The sequence below is a fragment of the Microbulbifer pacificus genome (assembly GCF_033723955.1).
Classification (GTDB): Bacteria; Pseudomonadota; Gammaproteobacteria; order Pseudomonadales; family Cellvibrionaceae; genus Microbulbifer; species Microbulbifer pacificus.
The window spans coordinates 2,660,385-2,683,260 of sequence record NZ_CP137555.1 but is presented as its reverse complement, the minus strand read 5'-3'; the positions used below and the strand labels follow the sequence as shown (position 1 = coordinate 2,683,260).

Genomic DNA, 22,876 nt, shown 5'->3' with positions numbered 1-22,876 from the left:
AACGGGTGTGCGACTCCCGAAGCGGGTTCTGGTCGCATCTCTTTTTAATGATGGGTACTTCTTACAACAGGCACTTCTTACTGCTTGAGCGGGGCGCCGCGGCGCCCCGGAACTGCACAAACCTGATATTGCAAAAACGTGTTAGTAATTATTCGCTTGCGCGAGTCTCCAGAATGGCGACTGCCGGCAGCACCTTGCCTTCCACGTACTCGAGGAAGGCACCACCCCCAGTAGAAATATAGGAAACCTTATCGGCAATGCCGTACTTATCCACAGCTGCCAGGGTGTCTCCGCCGCCAGCAATGGAGAAAGCGTCGCTCGCGGCGATGGCCTTGGACAAATGCTCGGTGCCGGCGCCGAACTGGTCGAACTCGAACACACCCACAGGGCCATTCCAGATGATGGTCTTGGCATTCTTGAGGATTTCCTCCAGCGCCGCGGAGGTGTCCGGGCCGATATCGAAAATCATGTCGTCGTCCGCCACCGCATCCGCAGACTTGGTCTCCGCCGCGGCGGATTCACTGAATTCCTTGCCGGTCACCACATCGGTGGGCACCGGAATATCGCACTTCTGCATCAGGCCCTTGGCGGTATCGATCAGGTCGTGCTCGCACAGGGACTTGCCCACTGGCTTGCCGCTGGCAGCCAGGAAGGTATTGGCGATGCCGCCGCCGACGATCAGCTGGTCCACCTTGTCGGAAAGGCTCTCCAGCACGGTCAGCTTGGTGGAAACCTTGGAGCCACCGACGATGGCCACCAGCGGACGCGCAGGATTTGCCAGTGCTTTTTCCAGCGCATCCAGTTCCGCAGCCAGTAGCGGGCCGGCGCAGGCGATGGGGGCGAATTTGGCCACACCGTGGGTGGAAGCCTGGGCGCGGTGCGCAGTGCCGAAGGCGTCCATGACAAAGATGTCACACAGGGCCGCGTACTGTTTGGACAGGGCCTCGTCGTCTTTCTTTTCGCCCTTGTTGAAACGCACGTTTTCCAGCAGTGCTACTTGGCCAGCTGCAAGTTCCACGCCGCTTTGCCAGTCTTTGATCACCGGCACGTCTTTGCCCAGCAGCTTGCCCAGGTGCGCGGCGACCGGCGCCAGGGAGAATTCTTCCTCGTACTCGCCCTCGGTGGGACGGCCCAGGTGGGACATCAGCAGGACTTTGGCACCCGCATCTACGGCGGCCTTGATGGTGGGCAGTGCCGCGCGGATACGCGCGTCGGAGGTTACCACTCCGTCTTTTACCGGCACGTTCAGGTCTTCGCGAATCAGTACGCGCTTGCCCGCCAGATCCTGGTCCTTCATCAATTTAACCGCCATAGCCAATCCTCTTTTGCTGGTTACTGAATACTTACTCTCCCCGGCCTTATCCCGGCATGGCCGGAAGAAAGCGGGCGCGGATTATAAGCTGTTGCGATTGTCCCTGCCCACATGGAGGGGGCACCAGGCCCCAACGGAGCACCCAATGAAGCAGTAGGCGCGGAGTATATCAACCCGTTTTGTAAATGAATTACCGCACACTCTGTAAAACAAGCTGACACCGCTGTCATTTTTACAAGAAGGCAAAAAAGTTTTCAGCAGCGCGTTGCCCGGTCAATTTGCGGTCTCTACCATTGCCAGACAGCACAAAAAACATGCAACTACCGTATGGGGCTGGTCACCGACCAATCCGTAAACTGCATCCCCCCCCCGCAAACCCGCTTCAACGGAGGCTCTATGGACAGATCAATGGGCAAGATCGAGGAATTCAGCGATCGCTGCCCCTACTGCGGCGAGACCATCCTGGTACTGATCGACACCTCCGCCGGCAGCCAGCATTACTTCGAGGACTGCGCCGTATGCTGTCGGCCGATTCAGGTGCTGGTGAGTGTGGATATGGAGGGGCAGTGGACGGCGCAGTTCAAACACGAAGGTGACGTCTAGGCAGCGCATTGCCCGCTCGCGTTTGCAGCCTCGCCGGCAGAGGGCTATAAACAGGCTTCGGCGTGCATGCGCGGGGGAATCCCGCGACGCCTCGAACACATCGCACCGTACGTATAAAAACAGCAAGCCAACACAATAAGGATACCTGTTATGGCAAACAGACTCTGGCTTCCAGCGACCCTGGCCCTGGCCATCGCTGCCTGTGGCGACACCACCGGAGAAAATGGCAACGCATCTTCCACCTCCCCCAAAATCGCGGCCGTGGATGTCACCGGATCAGCGGCTGCAGCCCCTCAGGCACTCAGTATCGATTTCGAAAAGTTCACCCTGCCCAACGGCCTGCGCGTGATCGTGCACGAGGACCGCAAGGCGCCGATCGTTTCCGTGGGTGTGTGGTATCACGTGGGTTCCAAGGATGAGCGGCCCGGGCGCACCGGCTTTGCGCACCTGTTCGAGCACCTGATGTTCAACGGCTCGGAAAACTACGACGACGAGTACTTCAAGCCCTTCGAGCAGGCCGGCGCCACCGGTATGAACGGGACTACCTGGCTCGACCGCACCAACTATTTCGAAACCGTTCCCAGCAACGCTCTGGATATGGCGCTGTGGATGGAGTCCGACCGCATGGGCCACCTGCTCGGCGTGATTACCCAGGAAAAGCTCGACGAGCAGCGCGGTGTGGTGCAGAACGAGAAACGCCAGGGTGAAAACCAGCCTTACGGCAAAGTGGATGAAAAGATTCAGGCGGCGATTTTCCCTGCCGGACACCCGTACTCCTGGGAAACCATCGGTTCGATGGAAGACCTGAACGCGGCGAGCCTTGAAGACGTACACGAGTGGTTCAAGACCTATTACGGCGCGGCCAATACCGTGCTGGTTTTGGCCGGGGACATCGATGTCGCCACGGCGAAGGAAAAGGTAAGCAAATACTTCGGCGATATCCCCGCGGGCCCGCCGCTGATCAAAAAGGAATCCTGGATTGCCAAGCGCGACCAGTCTACCCGCGAAACCATGCACGACCGGGTGGCACAGGCGCGCCTGTACAAGGTCTGGAACACCCCCAACATCGGCCATGAAGATGCGGGTGCAATCGATCTCGCCGCCTCCATTCTCGGTGACGGCAAAAATTCGCGGTTGTACAAGCGCCTGGTGTACCAGGATCAGATTGCGACCAATGTGTATGTTGCGGAGTACGAATTTGAACTGGCGTCGATGATTCAGGTGGTCGCCGATGCAAAACCCGGCGTGGATCTGGCCACGATTGAGGCCGCCATCGACGAGGAGATGCAGAAGTTTCTCGTCGAGGGTCCGACCACAGAGGAACTGGCCCGGGTCAACATGACCGATTACGCCTCTACCGCACGCGCACTGGAACAGGTGGGCGGTTGGAGCGGCAAGGGTGTCATCCTCGCCCGCGGCGAACTCTACATGGACAACCCCAACGGTTACCTGGAGGCGATGACCGCGCGGCAAAGGCTCACCGCAGCAGAAGTGCAGGCCGCCGCGCAACAGTGGCTATCCAGTGGCGACCACGTGATCGAAGTGCACCCCTTCCCGGAATACAAAACCGCCGACAGCGGTGCCGACCGCAGCAAGCTGCCGGAACTGGGCGAATTCCCCTCCGTGCCCTTCCCCAAGATCCAGACCGCGGAGATGGCCAACGGCCTGAAGATCGTGCTGGCCGAGCGCCACTCGGTACCAGTGGTGAATATGGAGCTGCAATTTGACGCGGGCTATGCCGCCGATCAGGGCGCACGCCTCGGCACCTCCAGCTACACCATGTCCATGCTGAAGGAGGGCACCCGGCACCTGAGCGCCCTGGAAATCAGCGCGCGCGAGGAAATACTTGGAGCCACCATCGGTGCCAGCGCGGACCTCGACACCTCCAGCGTGAGCCTGAATGCACTTTCCAGCAACCTCGATGCCAGCATCGAACTGTTTGCCGATGTGCTGCTGAACCCGGCGTTTGCCGATGAGGAAATCGAGCGCAAACGCAGTCGCTGGATCGCCGGCATCCAGCAGGAAAAAACCAAACCGGTACAGATGGCCCTGCGCAACCTGCCCCCGCTGCTGTACGGCGACAACCACGCCTACAGTATTCCGTTTACCGGCAGCGGTACCGAGGAGTCCATCAGCGCGCTCACTCGCAGCGATCTGGTGAACTACCACCAGACCTGGTTGCGCCCGGACAACGCCACGTTGATTGTGGCCGGCGATATCAGCATGCCGCAGTTGCAGGAAAAACTGCAGCAGCACTTCGCCGACTGGAAAGCTCCACAATCCACCAAGCCGGCGAAAAACCTGGCCCAGGTGGCGCTGCCGGAAAAATCCAGTGTTTACCTGATCGACAAGCCCGGGGCGGAACAGTCCATCATCATCGGCGGCCTGCTCGCGCCTTCGGAAAAAATTGCCGAGCGCGAAGCGCTGCACATGATGAATGACATCCTCGGCGGTACTTTCACCGCGCGTATCAACATGAACCTGCGGGAAGACAAGCACTGGGCCTACGGTGCCTACTCCTTCCTCACCGGCGCCAAGGGCCAGCAGCCTCTGCTGGTGTACGCACCGGTACAGACCGATAAAACCAGCGAATCCCTGGCGGAACTGCAGAAAGAACTGCGCGCGTACATCGGCGGCAACCCTGCCAAGGCGGACGAGCTGCAAAAACTGAAGGACAAGCGCATCAACGAACTGCCCGGGCGTTTTGAAACCATTGATGCGGTCGCCGGCGCAATGTCATCCCTGGTTACGTACGAGCGTCCACTCAACTATATGGACGGCTACGCCGAGCAGGTGCGCAGTATCGATCTGAACCGGGTGCATGAGCTGGCGAAGGAGACCATCAAACCTGAGCAGTTTGTGTGGGTGATTGTCGGCGACAAGGAAAAAATCGCGGACAAGGTGGTCGAACTGGAAATCGGCACTATCACCGAACTGGATGCCGATGGCGCACCGGTGGCAGACAGCACCGTTGGTGGACAATAACCCCGTTCGTCTGCGGCAATTGCCATAGATAACACTCGTCCAGTTTGAGGATATAAATCACCGGGTGTGCGTCCAACAGGCGTTACATCCGGTGATTTTTCACTTGTTTGATATCCGCTTGGAACACTCAAGCGAAGCCCCGCTGCCTGCCCCATCTATCATGCATAAAATTTTTTGGTTCGCGCCAAATTCGGCACCGCAGTACCAACTATTTTCTTGCCCCTGATAATTAGCCCAAACGAGTTCAAGCTCGACTCCCTCCATCACCTTGTCACGCAGTTCAACTTCAAATTGGTGAATTGCATACCTTTGCACAGTTGCTTTATCACGCGATGGCGACCTCACAAAAAAGGTCTACATTTGCCGTTACCGGGTGTACGCCAGTACCCAAAACACCGCTGTCGACCACCCGCACAACCATTAACTATAAAAAGTACCAGCGCATACTGGAGCCTTAACAACAATGATCAAAACCATTCCAATATTAATCGCCAGCACCCTGGCAATGGCCATTTCCGTTCACGCCAACAGTGCAGATGACCGCTACATCGTCAAATTCAAGGAGGGCAAAGGGCCGGCGGTAAAAGCCATGATGGAAAAAAACGGTGGCCGCTCGGCAATGGCGCTGGAAAAGCGTAACGCGATGGCTGCGCACCTGCCGGCGGGGGCACTGACCGCACTGCGCAACAATCCCAACGTGGAATATGTGGAAGAGGACGTGAAGCGCTACCCCATGGCGGAAGAAACCCCTTTCGGTATTCCCATGGTGCAGGCGAATCAGGTCAGCGACGTGCTGGCCGGCAACCAGACCGTATGTATCATCGATTCGGGTTACGATCTCTCCCACGAGGACCTTTCCAGCAATAGCGTTTCAGGCAGCAACGACTCCGGCACCGGTTTCTGGTACACCGATGAAAACAGCCACGGCACCCACGTCGCCGGCACCATCGCCGCCATCGGCGGCAATAACAAGGGTGTGGTCGGTGTTATGCCCAACGGCAACATCAAGCTGCATATCGTCAAGGTATTCGGCGTCGACGGCTGGGCTTACTCCTCCTCACTGGTCGCCGCGGCAGACGAATGTGCCAGCAACGGTGCCAGTGTGATCAACATGAGCCTCGGTGGTACCTTCAAGTCGCGCACCGAAGACAGGGCGTTCGCCGACCTGTACAACAACCAGAATATCCTCTCCATTGCCGCCGCTGGTAACGATGGCAATACCCGCCACTCCTACCCGGCTTCCTACGATTCGGTAGTTTCTGTTGCCGCAGTCGACAGCAACAAGGTGGTGGCGAGCTTCTCCCAGCAGACCGACCAGGTAGAACTGTCCGGCCCCGGCGTAGACGTGCTGTCTTCGGTTCCTGTTGGTATGGGCCTCTCCACCACGCTGAACGTTGGCGGCAACAGCATCGAAGCCTCCGGCATGGAGGGCAGCCCCCTGGACAGCGCCACCGGCGCCCTGGTGGATTGCGGCCTGGGCGAGTCTGCGTGCGCCAATGCCGCCGGCAAGGTGTGCCTGATTTCCCGCGGCAACATCAGCTTTGCGGATAAGGTACTGGCGTGAGAGGCCGGTGGCGGTGCCGCTGCTGTGGTGTACAACAATGAGCCCGGTATGCTGTTCGGCACTCTCGGCGAAACCGTCACCAGCATTCCCTCGGCGGGCATTTCCGATACCGACGGCGCCGCGCTGCTCGGACAACTCGGCACCAGTGCCACATTGACCATCGCCGCCAGCGATTACGCCTATTTCAACGGCACCTCCATGGCGACCCCCCATGTCGTCGGCGTGGCCGCATTGGTGTGGAGCAACTTCCCCAGCTGTAGCGCCAGCCAGATCCGCACCGCACTGGACAACAGTGCAGAGGATCTCGGCGCGGCCGGTCGCGACAATGCCTACGGCTATGGCCTGGTGCAGGCGAAAGCGGCAGTGGATTACCTCACTGCCAATCCTTGCGACGGCGGCAGCTCCTCAGGTGGCAGCAGCGGTGGTGGCAGTGGCGGCGGCAAACCCTGCAAAGGCAAAAACTGCACTAATTGATCAACGCTGATCATCTCTTTCTAATGGGGGCCGTGTGCCCCCTTTTTACATAACGGCACCAGGCCAGGCTCGGCCGAATTGATCTAGATCAACTTGAGTGCCCACCTTGATCCAAATCAATTTCCCTACACCTCCCCCCGCTAGAATCTTCCGCCTCGACAGCCGACGCCAGCGCTGAGCAGCGGCGCACCTCCAACAGCATTTAATCGCCAGAAAAAACAGGGAGTTCAGGAATGGGAAATGCCGATAGCGATGTGGTGTTTCAGAGCTATGGACGCTGCTGTAACAACGAGAGCTTTTTTATCGATTTTTACGATCGCTTTATGGGCAGCTCCGCTGAGATTCGCGCATTGTTTGCCAACACCAACATGGCCGCACAGCGTCACCTGCTGCGCAATGGCATCATGCAACTGGTGCTGCACGCCCGCGGTATGCCGGACACCAAACTGCGCGCGCTCGGCTGCAGCCACTCCCGCACCGGCTTCAACATCCGCCCCGAATGGTACGGCCTCTGGCTGGACGCTCTGCTCGCTACCTTGCGGCAATACGATCCTCAGTTTGATGAAACCACGGCCCTGTGCTGGCGCCGCGCCATTGGACCCGGTATCGAAGTGATCCGCGGCGCTTATTGAGCCCGGCGAACCTGATAAAAAAACACCCAATAGCACTCACGCTTAGGATTTGATCTCCACCATAGCCGATCAAAACAGACGGCGATTCCGCTATAGAAAAAATCTCCAGAACATACGGCCTGCGCCCACCAGAGGTGTGGGCAGTTTCCCTTTGTGCGCTCCCGGATAGTTTGGTAGGCTTCGCGCGCAGCCGTCCGGGGGCCTTAAATTCCTATAAACCAGGCTGCAGCTTCCCGATTCAGAGTGCAGCCCTGCTGCAAGCATTACCCGCTGGATGAGTTTTTGAAAGCGATCAGCCACTTCACCACTGCGAGCGGAATTTTTCCGGCCAACCTTGACCCTCGAGTCAAGGCTGTATTCGTATTCTGGCTGCTGGGTAGTGCCTTCTTCGGTTTTTCCAGCTTGCTGCTGCAATTCGGTTTTCCGCCGACACCTTCCGAGCTTATGCCGATTCTCGAAAGCGGCATGACCTCCGAGACCATTATCGCGCTCGCCGGTGCGGCGCTGCTGATCACCAGTATTTTCATTTTCCGGCACTTCTGGCTGCAGCTCCTGCTCAGTTTTTTCAGAAGCCTGCGCGCGGTCTTCAAACATTTTCTCCGCGCACTGCAACCGCCGACTCCGGCACTGTGCTCCGCACACCGCTCCGCCCACACCTCCCGGGCTCCCCCCTTCCGCGCGTAACCAGTTCGGTCTTTGTGGCCGTTCGCGCTGATATTTTTCGACGCAATATAAACCTGTGACCTGACTGCCAGCGGCATCGGGCCGTGGATCTGTTCGTTCGCAATTTGTCAGCGCCTCTCTCACTACCCCAGGTAGTGGTTGTCAATCTCCATGCCGAGAGGAATGCTCCTCGTGTTAACTCGTAGCCTCAGAAACGCTGCGCTGTCTGCTGCCGTGCTTGCACTGGCGGGATGCGACGGCGGTGTGCTCGACCCCAAGGGACAAGTGGGTGTCGACGAAAAAAACCTGATCATCATCTCCACCCTGCTGATGTTGCTGGTGGTGATTCCGGTGATCGTCATGACCCTGTACTTCGCGTGGAAATACCGCGAGGGACGGGAACATGAAATCTACGCACCCAAGTGGGCCCACTCCGGAAAGATCGAAGCCGCCGTATGGCTGGTGCCGGTGGTGATCGTGCTCATCCTCGGTGTCATCACCTGGCGCTCCACCCACAGTCTCGATCCCTACAAACCACTGGAACACGAGCGCGATCCGCTCACCGTGGAAGTGGTATCGCTGAACTGGAAATGGCTGTTCATCTACCCGGAACAGGGCATTGCCGCGGTGAACGAGCTGGTGATCCCCACGGATAGACCGGTGAATTTCAAGATCACCTCTGAGTCCACCATGAACTCGTTCTTCATCCCGCAGCTGGGCAGCCAGATTTATTCCATGGCGGGCATGGAAACCAAGCTGCACCTGATCGCCAATGAGCCGGGCACCTTCGAGGGCTTCTCGGCCAACTACAGCGGTGAAGGCTTCTCCGGCATGCACTTCGAAACCAAAGCAGTGGACGAAGCCGCGTTCGAGCGCTGGGCAAGCGACATGAAGCGCGACCACCCGACGCTCGACAGCGCCCGCTACGCGAAGCTCGCCGAGCCCAGTGAAAACCACCCGGTGGAGTATTTCAGCGCGGTCAGCGACGGGCTCTTCCACCAGGTCATGTTCAAGTACATGCAGCACTACAACACCTGGAACAAGGCCCCGGCCGAGCATGAAATGGAACACGGTTCCGCTGGCATGCACCCCACCAGGCACAACAGCAAAGCGGAGGAGTAAAAATGAATCTGCTCGGTAAATTATCCTGGGAAGCAATTCCCTATCACGAGCCCATCATCATGGGCACCCTCGCGGTGGTCGGTATTGCCGGCGTACTCATCGCGCTCGCCATCACCCGCGCAAAGCAGTGGAACATCCTGTGGTTTGACTGGATCACTTCCGTCGACCACAAGCGCCTCGGGGTGATGTATATCCTGCTCGCGCTGATCATGCTGATCCGCGGTTTTTCCGACGCGATCATGATGCGCACCCAGCTGGCCATGGCTACTAACGGATCCGCCGGCTACCTGCCGCCGGAACACTACGACCAGATCTTCACCGCCCACGGGGTGATCATGATCATGTTCATGGCGATGCCGTTCATGATCGGCCTGATGAACATCGTGCTGCCGCTGCAAATAGGCGCGCGCGATGTGGCCTTCCCGTTCATGAACAACCTGAGCTTCTGGTTGTCCGCAGGCGGCGCCATCCTGATCAATATTTCCCTCGGCCTCGGTGAGTTTGCCAAGACCGGCTGGCTCGCGTATCCGCCGCTGTCGGAGTTGTCGTTCAGTCCCGGTGTGGGAGTGGATTACTACATCTGGGCGCTGCAGATTTCCGGTGTCGGCACCCTGCTGACCGGGGTGAACTTCCTGGTGACCGTGTTCAAGATGCGCGCGCCGGGTATGAAGCTGATGGATATGCCGATTTTCACCTGGACCTGCACCTGGGCCAACGTGCTGATCGTGGCCTCCTTCCCGATTCTGACCGCGGTGCTGGGCCTGCTGACCCTCGACCGCTACCTGGATTTCCACTTCTTCACCAATGACCTTGGCGGCAACGCCATGATGTATATCAACCTGTTCTGGGCCTGGGGACATCCCGAGGTATACATCCTGGTGCTGCCGGCATTCGGTATTTTCTCCGAGGTGATTTCCACCTTCACCGGCAAGCGCCTGTTCGGTTACAAGTCCATGGTGTGGGCGAGCGGTGCGATTTCCATTCTCGGCTTCATCGTGTGGCTGCACCACTTCTTCACCATGGGCTCCAGTGCCAATGTGAATGCCTTCTTCGGCATCATGACCATGATCATTGCGGTACCCACCGGGGTGAAACTGTTCAACTGGCTGTTCACCATGTACCGCGGCCGCCTGCGCATGACCGCGCCGGTGCTGTGGACCCTGGGCTTTATGGTGACCTTCACCATCGGCGGTATGACCGGTGTACTGCTCGCGGTACCCGGTGCTGACTATGTGCTGCATAACAGCCTGTTCCTGATTGCCCACTTCCACAACACCATCATCGGTGGTGCGGTGTTTGGTTACCTGGCCGGTTTTGCCTTCTGGTTCTCCAAAGCGATGGGCTTCCATTTGAACGAGCGTATCGGCAAGGCGTCTTTCTGGTGCTGGCAGGTCGGTTTCTACATGGCATTTATGCCGCTGTATGTGCTGGGCTTCCTCGGCATGACCCGCCGCCTGAACCACTCCGACAACCCCGACTGGAATATCTGGCTGTATATCGCCTGTGCCGGCGCCTTCGTGATCCTCGTCGGTATCGTGCTGCAGTTTGTGCAGCTGTACCTGGCATTCCGCGACCGCGAGCAGAACCGCGACCTCACCGGTGATCCCTGGAACGGCCACACCCTGGAATGGTCCACCGCCTCGCCGCCGCAGTTCTACAACTTTGCGGTACTGCCGCAGGTACACGACATCGACGCGTTTACCGATATGAAAGAGAACGGCACCGCCTACCAGCGTCCCGTCAAATACGCGCCGATCCACATGCCGAGAAACACCGCCGCCGGCATCCTGATTGCCGGCGCCGCCACCGCCTTCGGCTTTGCCGCGGTGTGGCATATCACCTGGCTGGCCGCAGCGAGCCTGGTGGCCGTGGTGGCGTTCCTGCTGCAGCGTGCCTATGCGAAAGATGTGGATTACTACGTGCAGCCGGATGAGATCGCGCGCATCGAATACGCGCATCTGCGCCATGTAAACCCTGCACCGACGCCGGTACCTGGTCACGGCCAGGCCACGCCGGCGAAGCGCCGCAAAAAGGCAACCGAAGAAACTTTTGAAGAGGTGTCCGCATGACCGCGATAGCTCAAATACCACAGGGCGCCGCTGCGGTGTCCGATCACCACGACGATCATCACCACGACACGAGTGAGAACACTATTTTCGGTTTCTGGCTCTACCTGATGACCGACTGCCTGCTGTTCGCCTCGGTGTTTGCCACCTACGCAGTGCTGTTTATGAACACCGCTGGTGGCGTGTCCGGGCGCGATATTTTCGAACTGGATTACGTGGCCATCGAAACCGCGGCGCTGTTGCTCAGCAGTATCACCTACGGCTTCGCCATGATTGCTGCGCACCGCCAGCACAAAGGCGCCACCCTCGGGTGGCTGCTGGTGACCTTCGCCTTCGGCGCGGTGTTTATCGGTATGGAAGTGAATGAATTCCATCACCTGATTGCCGAGGGCAACGGCCCGTCGCGCAGCGCCTTCCTGTCTTCGTTCTTCGCCCTGGTCGGCATGCACGGCCTGCACGTGACTGCCGGCCTGGTCTGGATGGCGGTGATGATGATCGAAGTGGTCAAGCGCGGCCTCGGGAAGGCGACCATTACCCGGCTGTCCTGCCTGAGCCTGTTCTGGCACTTCCTGGATATCGTCTGGGTGTGTGTATTTACCGTGGTTTACCTGATGGGAGTGCTGTGATGAGCGCACATACTGAACACGTACATGCTGCCGATCACGGCAGTGTCAAATCCTACCTGGTGGGGTTTGTACTGTCGGTCATTCTCACTGCCATTCCCTTCTGGGCGGTGATGACCGGGCAATTCGACAAGGCCACCAGTATCTGGCTGGTGGTGGTAATGGCGATCGTGCAGGTGGTGGTACACCTGAAATATTTCCTGCACCTGAATTTTTCCGTCGCGGGACGTGCAAATACCTTTGCCTTCCTGTTTACCGCATTGATCATCGTGATGGTGGTGGGGCTGTCGGTGTGGATCATCTACGCCTCCAACGCCATGATGATGCATTGATGGTTTTGCCACGATTCAGGTAATGACTGTGTCCAAGCATTTCTCAAAATACGTTGTTTTGAAATACTTTGCCGTCACCAAGCCGGGCATCATTGCCGGCAACCTGATCTCTGTCGCGGGAGGATTTTTTCTCGCCGCCCGCGGCGAGATCGACTGGGGCCTGTTTATGGCGACAGTCATCGGACTGTCGCTGGTGGTGGCCTCCGGCTGCGCCATCAACAACTGCATCGACCGCGATATCGACGCGTGTATGCAGCGCACCTGCAACCGGGTCACCGTCACCGGTGCCCTGGCCGCACGCACTGCATTGCTGTTCGGCGCAGCGCTCGGTATTGCCGGCTTTGCCCTGCTCGCGCTCTGTACCAATGCCGTCAGTGTGGTCTTCGCCGCACTGGGGTATGTGGTTTATGTGGGGGTTTACAGCCTGTACATGAAGCGCAACTCCGTTTACGGCACCCTGGTCGGTGCGCTGTCCGGTGCAGTGCCGCCAGTGGTCGGCTACTGTGCGGTGACTGGAGAGTGCGACGGCGCGGCGCTGATCCTGCTGCTGATGTTCTGCCTGTGGCAGATGCCGCACTCCTATGCCATTGCGATCTTCCGCTACCGCGACTACGAGGCGGCGAATATCCCGGTGTTACCGGTGGCGCAGGGCATCGGCAAGGCCAAACTGCACATAGTGTTGTATATCGCGGTGTTTGCCCTGGCCAGTATCCTGTTACCGCTGAATGGTTATACCGGCGTGGCGTTTATGGCGGTGGCCTGCACCACCAGTATCTGGTGGCTGGCGATGGCGTTGCGGGGATACCGCAAAGATGTGGATATCCACGGCTGGGCGCGGCAGGTGTTTGCGTTTTCGATTTTTATCATCACCGCTCTCAGCGTTACCATGGCGCTGGACTTCAACAGTGTGGCCCCGCACCTGGCTGGGATCTGACACCGAATTTAAAGGTGATGCAGAACTAAAAAGGTTTGCCGGGTAACCGGCAAACCTTTTTCATCTCTATAAGATCATTGAGTAATTACTGCTGCAGATCCCTCACGCAGCTGTTGTACTCACTGATATAAACGTCGCTACCGCGGTTGGGAACCTCATTGGACTTATCCGCAGCCGCGTTGCGGCAACCTTCGATCTGATCGCTGGTCAGGCCGGTACCCGGCAGGGTCTGGCTGCGCTGGTACATGTGCGCTTGTTGCACACGATCCTGATGAGCCTGCACAGTGGGCTGGGGAACCTCATAGAACATGCCGGATTCCTGATTGAAGCGATAGAAATTATCGCCACTTTTCCAGTAGGTGGTACCCAAGATCTGGACCTCAGACGCACCAGCAGGTAGCTGGGAAATCGGTTGGCCCGCAAGGGCGGCACCTGACAGTGAACAGAACAGTACTACAGGTATTAAGTAACGCATGGAAAACTCCTCCTCTTCCAACGTGTCACGAAGTCTACTCACGCCCACAAGTCGTCCCCAACAAATTTCCCGATAATTTTTCCAGCCACCGCCGGTGAAACTGCCCCTTTTCCACACCCCATTTTTTGTCAATACCGCGCATTATTCGGAAAGCGGAAAAGTAGCCTCCAATATGCTCTAATTGGGCTCTTACGGTTTCAACTGGATAATAAACGTGCAACCTGAATTTCTGACCGCAACTCTGTTCAATCTCGGAATTAATCTGATCTACACCGTACTGGCCATTTTTGTCGGCATGGTTGCGCTGCTGGTTATCGACAAAAAACTGCTGAAACATGTGGATATCCAGCAGGAGCTGAAGAATGGAAATATTGCCGTAGCGATATTTGCCTCCACCATTCTGGTGTTTGTGGCGATGATTATTTCCTTTGGCCTGAAAGGCTGAGGCGGAATATCCATGCGCCTGCTGCTGGTGGGAATTCTGCTGGGCTCTCTGTTGATGTTGCCGGAGCTGATCCAGCAGCGAAATCAGTTACTGCATGAGAGCGCGGTGCAGAGCCAACAGCGCACCACTGCGCGCGCGAGTGAAAACGAAGACTCAGAAGTCAGCGACAACCAGAGCGGTTCGGTACTGGTATCCGGCAGCCAATCACCGCTCACCGAAAAAATGGTGCAACAGGCGGTGGGACGGCGCTCCGAAAGCGAGAGCGGCTACATTTCCATCTGGAACTGGCAGGGGCTGGAAAATGTCACCGCGTCTGCCCGCGGCCTCGACAGCCTGCACCACTTTGCCAACAGCTATCTGGTCGGCTTCCAGCCCTTTGCTACCAATGAACTGTGGATACCGCTGTACACTCTCGCCATTCGCAAGGAATATCAGTACGACCATTTGCAGTACGCCGGCCTCGCGGATATCTGGCAGACCTCTCGCCAGGCCTACTACCAGAAACGCGGTGACTGCGAAGACCACGCCATCCTGCTAGCCGACTGGCTGATCAATCTCGGCGTGGATGCGCGGGTAGCTCTCGGCACCCACAAAGGGGAGGGCCACGCCTGGGTGGTAGCCATCGTCAACAACACCGAATACCTGCTGGAAGCTACCAGCAAACGTCGTCAGCCCAGCTGGCAAGCCATGCCACTCGCGGCACTGGCGGAGGGCTACGAGGTGGAATTTCAGTTCAACCGGGATTATTTCTGGGCCAAAACCACTTCAGCCGCCACCCGCAGTTATCGCGGCAATCACTGGATCAGAAAATCGCAGTTTGTGCGCAGCTGAATCCGCTTGCGCAGGATGTTCGCCAATAAAAAAGCCGGAGGTGACTCCGGCTTTTTTATTGGCATTATCAGATGGGCGAACCCGGCGGTATCGGCTTGATCTCGCCGGCCTCCACATCCAGATCCCCATCCATAAAGGCGGCGATACGTTTCGCCTCGTAGAAGTAGTGGGCGTTGTAGCCCTGCGGATCGTCGCCAAACAGTTTCATGGTACCGATGGCGTGCTGGAATTTCGCCAGCTCGAAGTTGGCGCGGGCACGCGCAGATTCCGCTGCATTTTTATTGTCCGCCAACAGCATCAGTTGCTGGATATACACATGGTTTACCCGCTGGTGAATCGCCGCCTGCAACCCGCGAAATTCATCCCGTGCCAGTGCCTGCTCGGTGAGCTGTGCCAGCAGGGTATTGAAGCCGGGGCCTTCGCCGCGGCGCGCCTGCTGCTCCTGCAGCCGCGCTGCGCGCTCCGGGTCGAGCAGGATGGAATAGGTGTGGCCGGCGGCCGCCTCGGCCATGGCGATGCCATCAAACGCCACGCCGGTATAGGCGGGAAAGCTCTCGCCGGTGCGGTCGTAGCCGTAGGACTTCGGCGGCAGCAACTGCAGCACCTTTTCCGGCAGGGTGAGGAATTCCGGCTGCAACGTTTGCATCAGTGCGTCGATAGCACGCTGCTGCCGGTCGGCGGAGACAAGCGAGTAACTCTCGGCTTCGGCGTCGTTGTACAGGTAGTCGTAGTCGAGACCACCGATCAGCTTGCCCACAGCCTCGGCCTGGTAGCGGTGGCCGTAATAGACCGGCACCAGGGTTTCATCCAGCGACGAGCGCGCGCTGCCGCGCGGGTTGGCCGCCGCGCTGAAATGATCCAGTGCATAACGGCGCAATTCGGTCATGCGCGCAAATTCGTCCAGCGCATCGCCGCCGTTGTCCCACAGGTGGGAGTTCGCATGGGCGTTATTGATGGCGCGGGAGTCCGGGTCGGAAATAAAACGCAGTTTCTGCGCGCGGGCATCGTCGATGATACTGGTGAGATACAACTGTTCGTTGTCATCGCCCTCACCGTCGGCGAGGCCGTAGCCATAGCGCACCACCAGTTTGTCCCACGCACCGATGCCGGTGTCGTAGGCCTCGTTGATTTCCAGTGCGCCGCCATTCAGGCTGACCAGCGGCGCCGGGTAGTCCATCACCGAGGCGCGGCCGGCGGTGCTGGCGATAAAGTTATGGGCGATACCGAGGGTGTGGCCCACCTCGTGGGCGGATAGCTGGCGGATACGTGCCAGTGCCATCGCTTTCAGTTTTTCCGTATCGGCATTTTCCTCGCCGTACGGCTGCAGCAGCCCCTGGGCGATCAGGTAGTCCTGACGCACCCGCAGCGAGCCGAGAGTGACGTTGCCCTTGAGAATTTCGCCGGTGCGCGGATCGGCAATGGAGTAACCGTAGGACCAGCCGCGGGTGGAGCGGTGCACCCAGTTGATCACGTTGTAGCGCACATCCAGCGGGTCGGCGTCTTCCGGCAGGATTTTGACCTGGAAGGCATTTTCAAACCCGGCCGCCTCGAACGCCTGGTTCCACCAGCTGGCGCCCTCGATCAGCGCACTGCGCACCGGTTCCGGTACGCCGGAATCCACGTAATACACGATCGGCTTCACCGGCTCATTGCTGCCCGGTTTTTTCTGCAGGCGGTGGCGGTAGATCAGCCTCTGGTCCATGGGCTGGTCGATGTCGGTGGCGTAATCCCGGTAGGTCAGCGGGAAATAACCGCTGCGACTGTGGAATCGGCGCGGCTGGTAGTCCTCGTCCGGCAGCGCCACCAGTGAGATATGCTGGCGCAGGGTAACCAGATTGGGCGTGGGCACCACTTCTCTCAGGTAATTGCCCGGCTCGCTGCCCGCAAAGGTCAGCTGGGCCTCAAATTCGGTGTTCTGGGGGAAGCTCTTGGTGCGCGGCAGGTAGACCGCAGATTTGCTGCCGTCGATGCTGTAGTTACCCTGCCTGGCATCCTTGAGACGCTGGCCGATACCGTGCTGGTCACTCAGCACAAACGGCGTGAAGTCCACCAGCACGCCACTGCCCTCTTCCCCCAGCACCTCGAACCCCCACAGCACCGAGGAGGCAAAGGCCTCGGACACCGCGCGGCGCTCCGCCGGGTTATCGGACAGGGCGCGGTATTTCAGGTTGATCTCGTGCAGCAGGACCTTGTTGCCGATGCGCTCGAATTTCACCACGCGGCTCTCGCCTACCTGGTTGCGATCCAGCCCCACTGGATTGGACCCGAGCCCCTGGGCGAGACCGGTGAGCAGCAGCAGTTCGCGATCGAAGCTGTCGATCTCGAGCAGGACACGCCCTTTCTGTTTATCCCAGTAAAAATCAAACAGCCCCTGCTGCCGCTCCATACCACCGGTCAGGCTGCTGATGGGCTCGGCCTGCGCTGAAATACTCAGCAGCAGTGTGAAGGCAATAATCAGCCTCTTGAACATATCTCCCCCGCGTGTGATCGCACTGTTGTTGTCGCCAAAGAGTACCAGCTGCAGCGCTTCAGTAAACCAATCCCTCGCACTTCAGTAAACCATTCCCCGGCGCTTTCGCGCATCGACCTCGACCGAGCCCTCAATCCCTTCGTTTCATCCCCACTCAACGAATCTGCCCGTGCCTTGGCACGGTTAATGCTTTTCCCCAGATATTCAACGAGGAACAAACGGGGGAATCAATGAGTATCGAGGAAGTATCTCTGTTTATCCTGCTGCTGTGCGCCGCGGGTTTGATTGCGGGAATTACCGCGGGGTTGTTTGGCAACGGCGGAGGATTTGTGGTGGTGCCCGCGCTGCTCGCAGTATTCCCCTTCCTGCACAGCGCCACGGATGAAATGATGCGGGTGGCCGTCGGCACCTCGCTCGCCTCCATCGTAATTTCCTCAGCGCGCTCGGTGCAGGCGCACAACAAACGGGGCGCAGTGGACTTCAAGGTACTGCGTGACTGGTCGATATGGATTGTGCTCGGAGTGGGCGCGGGCCTGTATATCGCCTCTTTTACCGATAGCAAAAGTTTGGTGAAGGTATTTGCCGGCGGTGTGTTGCTCTATTCCATCTATTTTTTGTTTCCCCATCTGTTCGATGGCCTCAAAGGCAAACTGCAGATGCCCACGGGTATCGCCCGCGCGGGGCTTGCCAGCTTTCTCGGCGGGTTTTCTTCATTGCTCGGTATCGGCGGCGGCACCATTACGGTGATGACCATGGTGCTGTGCAACCGCCCGGCGCACCAGGCTGTGGCAACCGCCTCCGGAATCGGCTTCCTGATCGGCCTGCCCGGTGCCATCGGCTTCCTGATCATGGGACTCGGCGCACCAAATTTGCCCATGGGCTCCATCGGTTACATCAATATTCCCGCGCTGATCGCGATTTCCGCCTTTTCCATCATCTCTGCCCCCATCGGCGCGCGCTGGGCGCACAGCCTGAACGAGCTGCACCTGAAGCGGCTGTTCGGGGTTTACCTGATTGCGGTATCCGTGGCGATGTTTGCCAAGGCATAAAAACTGATTGCACAAATATTCATAAGCACAAACACACAACCGGGAGAATAAAATAATGCACAAATCACTGAGCAGAAGGTTGTTCTTACAGGGGGCCACTGCGGCCTTTTCTGCCGCCACCATGGGAGGCCTGGCCAGCGCCGCTTCCGCCAAGGAAATCGTGCGCCCCAAGCCGCTGTACGGACCGCCCCCAGGGATTGCCAGACTGAACTCGAATGAAAACCCTTACGGCCCCAGCCCCGCCGCGCTCAAGGCCATGATGGAGGCGAGCCAGAAAGGCGCCTACTACGTTTTCGACAGTGTGATCCGACTCAAGGAGATGATTGCCGAGCGCCACGGCCTGACCCCGGAGCATATCAGCATCGGTTCCGGCAGCAGTGCGGGCCTCACCGCCGCCGCCATCGTAGCTGGACGCAAGGGCAATATTCTCGGCCCGGATCTGTTCTGGGATACCACCTCGCGTGTGGTGGAAATCCAGGAGCTGGGCGAAATCAAACGCCTGCCAAAACTGGAATCGATGCAGATTGACCTGGACGCCATGTACGCAGCCATCGACGATTCCGTTTCCATGGTTCAGGTGACCAACCCGAATAACCCCACCGGCCTGCTGATCGACCCGGTGGCCATGAATAACTTCTGCATCAAGGCTTCCAAGAAATGCACCGTACTGTCGGATGAGGCCTACAACGAAATCACCGACAACAGCGATGCCAACTCGGTAATCCCGCTGGTGAAACAGGGTCACGACATCATCGTCGCGCGCACCTTTTCCAAAATTTACGGCCTCGCCGGCATGCGCGTGGGCTACCTGATCGCGCAGCCGGAAAAAATCGCCGAGATAGAGAAGTACGGTGTGGGCTGGTACGGGCTCAACCAGGCCGGTCTTGCCGCTGCGATTGCCAGCTATGAAGATCACACCTTCATGGATTACTGCCGCAGCAAGATCAAGGAAGCGCGTGAAATGGTCAGCGCCGCGGTCAAGGAAAATGGTCTCACCGCTCTGCCGTCGGTTACCAATTTCATGTTCGTCAATCTCGGCGAGCTCAACGCGGAGACCTTCCGTGCAGAGATGGAGAAAGAGAACGTGCATATTCGCGGCATCTACCGCGATTACACCAACTGGTCGCGCGTCAGCATGGGCTTTATCGAGGATGTGCAGAAATACACTTCTGCACTGCCGAAGGTTCTGCACCGCATGGGCTGATCCGCAGTTGCGAGAATAACAATCGCTCCACTGGCCAGCATTAGCTGGCCTTTTTTATGCCTGCGACTTCATACCCGCAACTACAAGCCAGCAACCACAAGCAAGCCAGCCAGCCAGCCAGCCAGCCAGCCAGCCAGCCAGCCAGCCAGCCAGCCAGCCAGCCAGCCAGCCAGTTAATTCTGGCCATATTTAGTTTACCTTCCATATCCGCCGCTTTATTTCCAGGGTTTGGCGATAGGTTTGGCATAGCCATCAGGCAAAAAAAATCCCCGCAGAGCGGGGATCAAGTCACGTAGAAGACACCTCAATATCAGAAGCTGTGATTCAGGCTCAGGTAGTAGAAGCTGCCCTGCCAGTCGACGATGGAGCCGGTCGGGTAGACAGCGCCACAGCAGTAATCGCCGAGCAGGTCCTTGTCCGGATACTCGTCGAAAATATTGCGGCCACCGAGGCTGGCACTGGTGTTTTCGGTAAAGTGGTATTTACCTTCCAGATCCACCTGCACCACCGATCCGTACTTCTGCACTTCGCCGCCATTGTAGTTTTCTGAAGTTCCATACCAGTTGGCGCGGGCCAGCAGTGAAACCGGGCCAATATCGTGCATGGCGGTGACCGCGCCGCGCAATTTCGGGTCGAAGTTCTCGAAGTCGTACTGGTCTTCTTCGTTCAGATATTCACTGGGGTCGGAGGTAAACTCCGACTTGTTGTAGTTCAGCGACGCAGTGATGTTGGTGGTGCTGTCTGCCGACCATTCCAGTGGGTAGGTTGCCACCACATCCACACCCTGGGTGCGGGTATCGAAGGCGTTGGTGAAGTAGAACACGCCGCCGATGGATTCGGCACCCACCACTCCGGCATCCACCAGCGCCAGATAATTGTCGTAGGCCGCACCACTGTCGCTATCCGCAGAAACATCCAGGGTGGAAATCGCGTAGGTGCGGTCATCCACATCGATACGATAGAAATCCACGGTCAGGTTGAGTTTGTCGAAATCCGCAGTAAAACCGAACGCGAAGTTGGTGGAAGTTTCCGGCTTCAGCGCCTCGGCACCCAGGGCCTGGGCAACGCTGCTGCTGGCGGGGAACAGACCGGTTGCCACCGGGAAACCATTGGGCAGACGCGTGGAGACGTTGGTGGTGCCCTGCTGGCCCGGAGTTGGTGCACGGAAGCCGGTGCCGACCGATGCGCGCAGACCGAAGTTATCGGTGACGTCGTATTGCATCGCCAGCTTGCCCACCAGCTCCGAGTCAAAGTCCGAGTAATCCTCAAAGCGCACTGCGGCCTGTACAAACAGTTGATCGGTCAGGTCTGTGCTGAGGTCACCGTAGACGGCATAGGAGTCGCGACTGTAGGTGCCGCTGTATTCCGGAGAGTAGCCGGGGAAGCCGTTGGACCCCACGCCCACTACCTGGTAGACCGGATCATCCGGATCTGCACAGTTGAGGCCCGACCCCGCTACCATTACCGCAAGGCCATCGGCAGTGGGTGTGCCATTGTCATTACAGAAACCCCAGGGGTCCTGGGTAGCGTAAGGACCGGCGGTATAGGAGGCCTCATCGCCACCGCTCAGCTCGTAGGATTCATCCATGTAGCTGATACCAAATGCCGCTACAACCGGGCTGTTCAGACCGAGCATCAGCTCCTTGGAAAAGTCCGCCTGGATCTGGACTTCTTCGTTTGCCAGGGTGCCCGGCTTGAAGGACGTGGGGCTATCCGGGCCCATGGACGGGTTGATGGTATTTTTCAGGGTGTAGGCCACTTCGGAATAGCCGTAGCGCGCACTCAGGTCGTATGCGAGACCTGAAGCCATTTCGCCTTTAAATCCTGACACCATCGAGTAGTCGGTCACTTCACCAAAAAAGCGCGGGGTGAAGCCGCCGGGGAATTTTTCCAACGGGCTGTAAATGGAGCCATCCTGCTCGCGCAGGTCCATAATGGTGCCGTTGTTCGGGTAGCGGTAATAGAAGCTGCCATCGGCTTCGCTCTCGGAGTAGTTACCAAAGGCATACAGCTCCTTGCCCTCGCCGAGATCGTAACCGGCGTTGAAGAACAGTCGCGCACCTTCAGAGTTCGGCTGTCCCCAGGGCTGTACCACATCGCCCTCCAGCGATGCATTTTTTGCCGCCTCAATAAATGCCGGATCCTGATCCGCCATACAGAACCAGTCTTCACAGTATTGCTCGGAGCGGGAGGTAAAATCCGCAGCGGAAACTTCACCGGAAATACTCAGGAAGCCGCTACTGCCAATGGGCATACCGACGTTGCCGGTTGCGGTGGTCTGGAAGCCGTCGCCTTCACTGTACTCGCCGGTGCGCACGCCGAAGGAGCCACCCTCGTCGTTGTCCTTGAGGATAAAGTTGATCACGCCGGCAATGGCATCGGAACCGTACTGGGCCGCTGCACCATCGCGCAGCACCTCAACGGATTTGAGAGCAGAGCTGGGAATAGTCGCAATATCCGGACCCTGGGTACCGGAACCACCAATCTCTACCAGTGCGGCGCGATGGCGACGCTTGGAGTTCACCAGCACCAGCGTTTTATCCGTAGGCATGCCACGCAGCTGTGCGGGGCGGACAAAAGTGCCGCCGTCGCTGATCGGCTGGCGCGACAGACTGTAGGACGGAACAAGAGTCATCAGCACGTCGTTGGTATCGGTATGGGATACCGACTCCAGTGCTTCTGATCCGAATACATCAACCGGTACTGGTGAGTCAGATACCGAGCGCGGCTTGCCCCGCACCCCGGTCACCGCTACTTCTTCCACCTCTTCAGCCACCGCCATCGGCATCGGTGCCATGGCACCCCCGGCAATGATAGCTACCACAGCACAACTTAGAGCTTTCCGCTTCATGAGCCACCCCTCATTTATTGAACAAATGCCAAAACCTGTTTTGAATGACGCTTTCCTGAGCCTTTTTTCAGGCAAAGAAACTCCGTTCCGCGTATGCCAAGGCAAGCGCGGTTAAACTGGAAATCGGGTACAACGGATACTTCTGGTGCCGGGCCAGTGACGATCATTGTGACCAGTAGGGCCGGCGCTCTTGACGAGTGCACCAGGTGATTACCAGGTGCCTACCTGAGAAAGAGCAATA

20 protein-coding genes are annotated in these 22,876 nt (G+C 58.2%); 15 read left to right on the top strand and 5 right to left on the bottom strand.

The window, feature by feature from the left end; genetic code table 11:
• Positions 1 to 148 precede the first annotated feature (148 nt).
• Positions 149 to 1,312, bottom strand: a complete 1,164-nt coding sequence (locus R5R33_RS11525) for a phosphoglycerate kinase (protein ID WP_318952850.1) — start codon at positions 1,310 to 1,312, stop codon at positions 149 to 151.
• Between the two features lie 396 nt (positions 1,313 to 1,708).
• Here R5R33_RS11525 and R5R33_RS11520 point away from each other — a divergent pair, with 396 nt between their 5' ends.
• From R5R33_RS11520 to cyoE, 11 genes are all read left to right on the top strand, one after another.
• The gene (locus tag R5R33_RS11520; protein WP_318952849.1) at positions 1,709 to 1,915 is read left to right on the top strand and encodes a CPXCG motif-containing cysteine-rich protein; all 207 of its coding nucleotides are present in this window, start codon (positions 1,709 to 1,711) and stop codon (positions 1,913 to 1,915) included.
• 150 nt (positions 1,916 to 2,065) lie between these two features.
• Complete coding sequence (locus tag R5R33_RS11515) at positions 2,066 to 4,900, top strand: M16 family metallopeptidase (RefSeq protein ID WP_318952848.1); 2,835 nt, start codon at positions 2,066 to 2,068, stop codon at positions 4,898 to 4,900.
• Positions 4,901 to 5,363: 463 nt separating this feature from the next.
• Positions 5,364 to 6,464, top strand: a complete 1,101-nt coding sequence (locus R5R33_RS11510; RefSeq protein ID WP_318952847.1) for a S8 family serine peptidase — start codon at positions 5,364 to 5,366, stop codon at positions 6,462 to 6,464.
• A 24-nt stretch (positions 6,465 to 6,488) separates the two neighbouring features.
• Complete coding sequence (locus R5R33_RS11505; protein WP_318952846.1) at positions 6,489 to 6,938, top strand: S8 family serine peptidase; 450 nt, start codon at positions 6,489 to 6,491, stop codon at positions 6,936 to 6,938.
• 233 nt (positions 6,939 to 7,171) lie between these two features.
• Positions 7,172 to 7,570 (top strand): globin, encoded by a 399-nt coding sequence (locus R5R33_RS11500; RefSeq protein WP_318952845.1) that lies wholly within the window; start codon positions 7,172 to 7,174, stop codon positions 7,568 to 7,570.
• A gap of 282 nt (positions 7,571 to 7,852) precedes the next feature.
• Complete coding sequence (locus R5R33_RS11495; protein ID WP_318952844.1) at positions 7,853 to 8,254, top strand: hypothetical protein; 402 nt, start codon at positions 7,853 to 7,855, stop codon at positions 8,252 to 8,254.
• 171 nt (positions 8,255 to 8,425) lie between these two features.
• Positions 8,426 to 9,355, top strand: a complete 930-nt coding sequence (gene cyoA / locus R5R33_RS11490; RefSeq protein ID WP_318952843.1) for a ubiquinol oxidase subunit II — start codon at positions 8,426 to 8,428, stop codon at positions 9,353 to 9,355.
• Positions 9,356 to 9,357: 2 nt separating this feature from the next.
• On the top strand, positions 9,358 to 11,424 hold the full coding sequence (cyoB, locus tag R5R33_RS11485) for a cytochrome o ubiquinol oxidase subunit I (protein WP_318952842.1): 2,067 nt from the start codon (positions 9,358 to 9,360) through the stop codon (positions 11,422 to 11,424).
• Positions 11,421 to 12,047 (top strand): cytochrome o ubiquinol oxidase subunit III, encoded by a 627-nt coding sequence (gene cyoC, locus R5R33_RS11480; protein WP_318952841.1) that lies wholly within the window; start codon positions 11,421 to 11,423, stop codon positions 12,045 to 12,047. The genes cyoB and cyoC overlap by 4 nt, the downstream gene beginning before the upstream one ends.
• Positions 12,047 to 12,376 carry a cytochrome o ubiquinol oxidase subunit IV gene (cyoD, locus tag R5R33_RS11475; RefSeq protein WP_318952840.1) on the top strand — a complete coding sequence of 110 codons (330 nt, stop codon included), beginning with the start codon at positions 12,047 to 12,049 and terminating at the stop codon, positions 12,374 to 12,376. The genes cyoC and cyoD overlap by 1 nt, the downstream gene beginning before the upstream one ends.
• A 28-nt stretch (positions 12,377 to 12,404) precedes the next feature.
• Positions 12,405 to 13,310 (top strand): heme o synthase, encoded by a 906-nt coding sequence (gene cyoE / locus R5R33_RS11470; protein WP_318952839.1) that lies wholly within the window; start codon positions 12,405 to 12,407, stop codon positions 13,308 to 13,310.
• An 85-nt stretch (positions 13,311 to 13,395) separates the two neighbouring features.
• On the opposite strand, the gene R5R33_RS11465 is transcribed toward cyoE, so the two are convergent.
• On the bottom strand, positions 13,396 to 13,785 hold the full coding sequence (locus R5R33_RS11465) for a hypothetical protein (RefSeq protein WP_318952838.1): 390 nt from the start codon (positions 13,783 to 13,785) through the stop codon (positions 13,396 to 13,398).
• Positions 13,786 to 13,999: 214 nt separating this feature from the next.
• Here R5R33_RS11465 and R5R33_RS11460 point away from each other — a divergent pair, with 214 nt between their 5' ends.
• Positions 14,000 to 14,230, top strand: a complete 231-nt coding sequence (locus tag R5R33_RS11460; RefSeq protein WP_318952837.1) for a DUF350 domain-containing protein — start codon at positions 14,000 to 14,002, stop codon at positions 14,228 to 14,230.
• Between the two features lie 12 nt (positions 14,231 to 14,242).
• Positions 14,243 to 15,061 carry a transglutaminase domain-containing protein gene (locus tag R5R33_RS11455; RefSeq protein ID WP_318952836.1) on the top strand — a complete coding sequence of 273 codons (819 nt, stop codon included), beginning with the start codon at positions 14,243 to 14,245 and terminating at the stop codon, positions 15,059 to 15,061.
• A gap of 67 nt (positions 15,062 to 15,128) precedes the next feature.
• Here R5R33_RS11455 and R5R33_RS11450 read toward each other — a convergent pair whose 3' ends face one another.
• Positions 15,129 to 17,531 (bottom strand): zinc-dependent metalloprotease, encoded by a 2,403-nt coding sequence (locus tag R5R33_RS11450; protein ID WP_318952835.1) that lies wholly within the window; start codon positions 17,529 to 17,531, stop codon positions 15,129 to 15,131.
• Between the two features lie 230 nt (positions 17,532 to 17,761).
• Here R5R33_RS11450 and R5R33_RS11445 point away from each other — a divergent pair, with 230 nt between their 5' ends.
• Both R5R33_RS11445 and R5R33_RS11440 read left to right on the top strand, forming a co-directional pair.
• Positions 17,762 to 18,580 (top strand): sulfite exporter TauE/SafE family protein, encoded by an 819-nt coding sequence (locus R5R33_RS11445; protein WP_318952834.1) that lies wholly within the window; start codon positions 17,762 to 17,764, stop codon positions 18,578 to 18,580.
• 55 nt (positions 18,581 to 18,635) lie between these two features.
• The gene (locus R5R33_RS11440; RefSeq protein WP_318952833.1) at positions 18,636 to 19,784 is read left to right on the top strand and encodes a pyridoxal phosphate-dependent aminotransferase; all 1,149 of its coding nucleotides are present in this window, start codon (positions 18,636 to 18,638) and stop codon (positions 19,782 to 19,784) included.
• 40 nt (positions 19,785 to 19,824) lie between these two features.
• Here the strand turns inward: R5R33_RS11440 and R5R33_RS11435 are convergent, their stop codons facing one another.
• Together R5R33_RS11435 and R5R33_RS11430 are read right to left on the bottom strand one after the other, a co-directional pair.
• On the bottom strand, positions 19,825 to 19,971 hold the full coding sequence (locus R5R33_RS11435; protein WP_318952832.1) for a hypothetical protein: 147 nt from the start codon (positions 19,969 to 19,971) through the stop codon (positions 19,825 to 19,827).
• 123 nt (positions 19,972 to 20,094) lie between these two features.
• Complete coding sequence (locus tag R5R33_RS11430; RefSeq protein WP_318952831.1) at positions 20,095 to 22,635, bottom strand: TonB-dependent receptor plug domain-containing protein; 2,541 nt, start codon at positions 22,633 to 22,635, stop codon at positions 20,095 to 20,097.
• Positions 22,636 to 22,876: the final 241 nt, after the last annotated feature.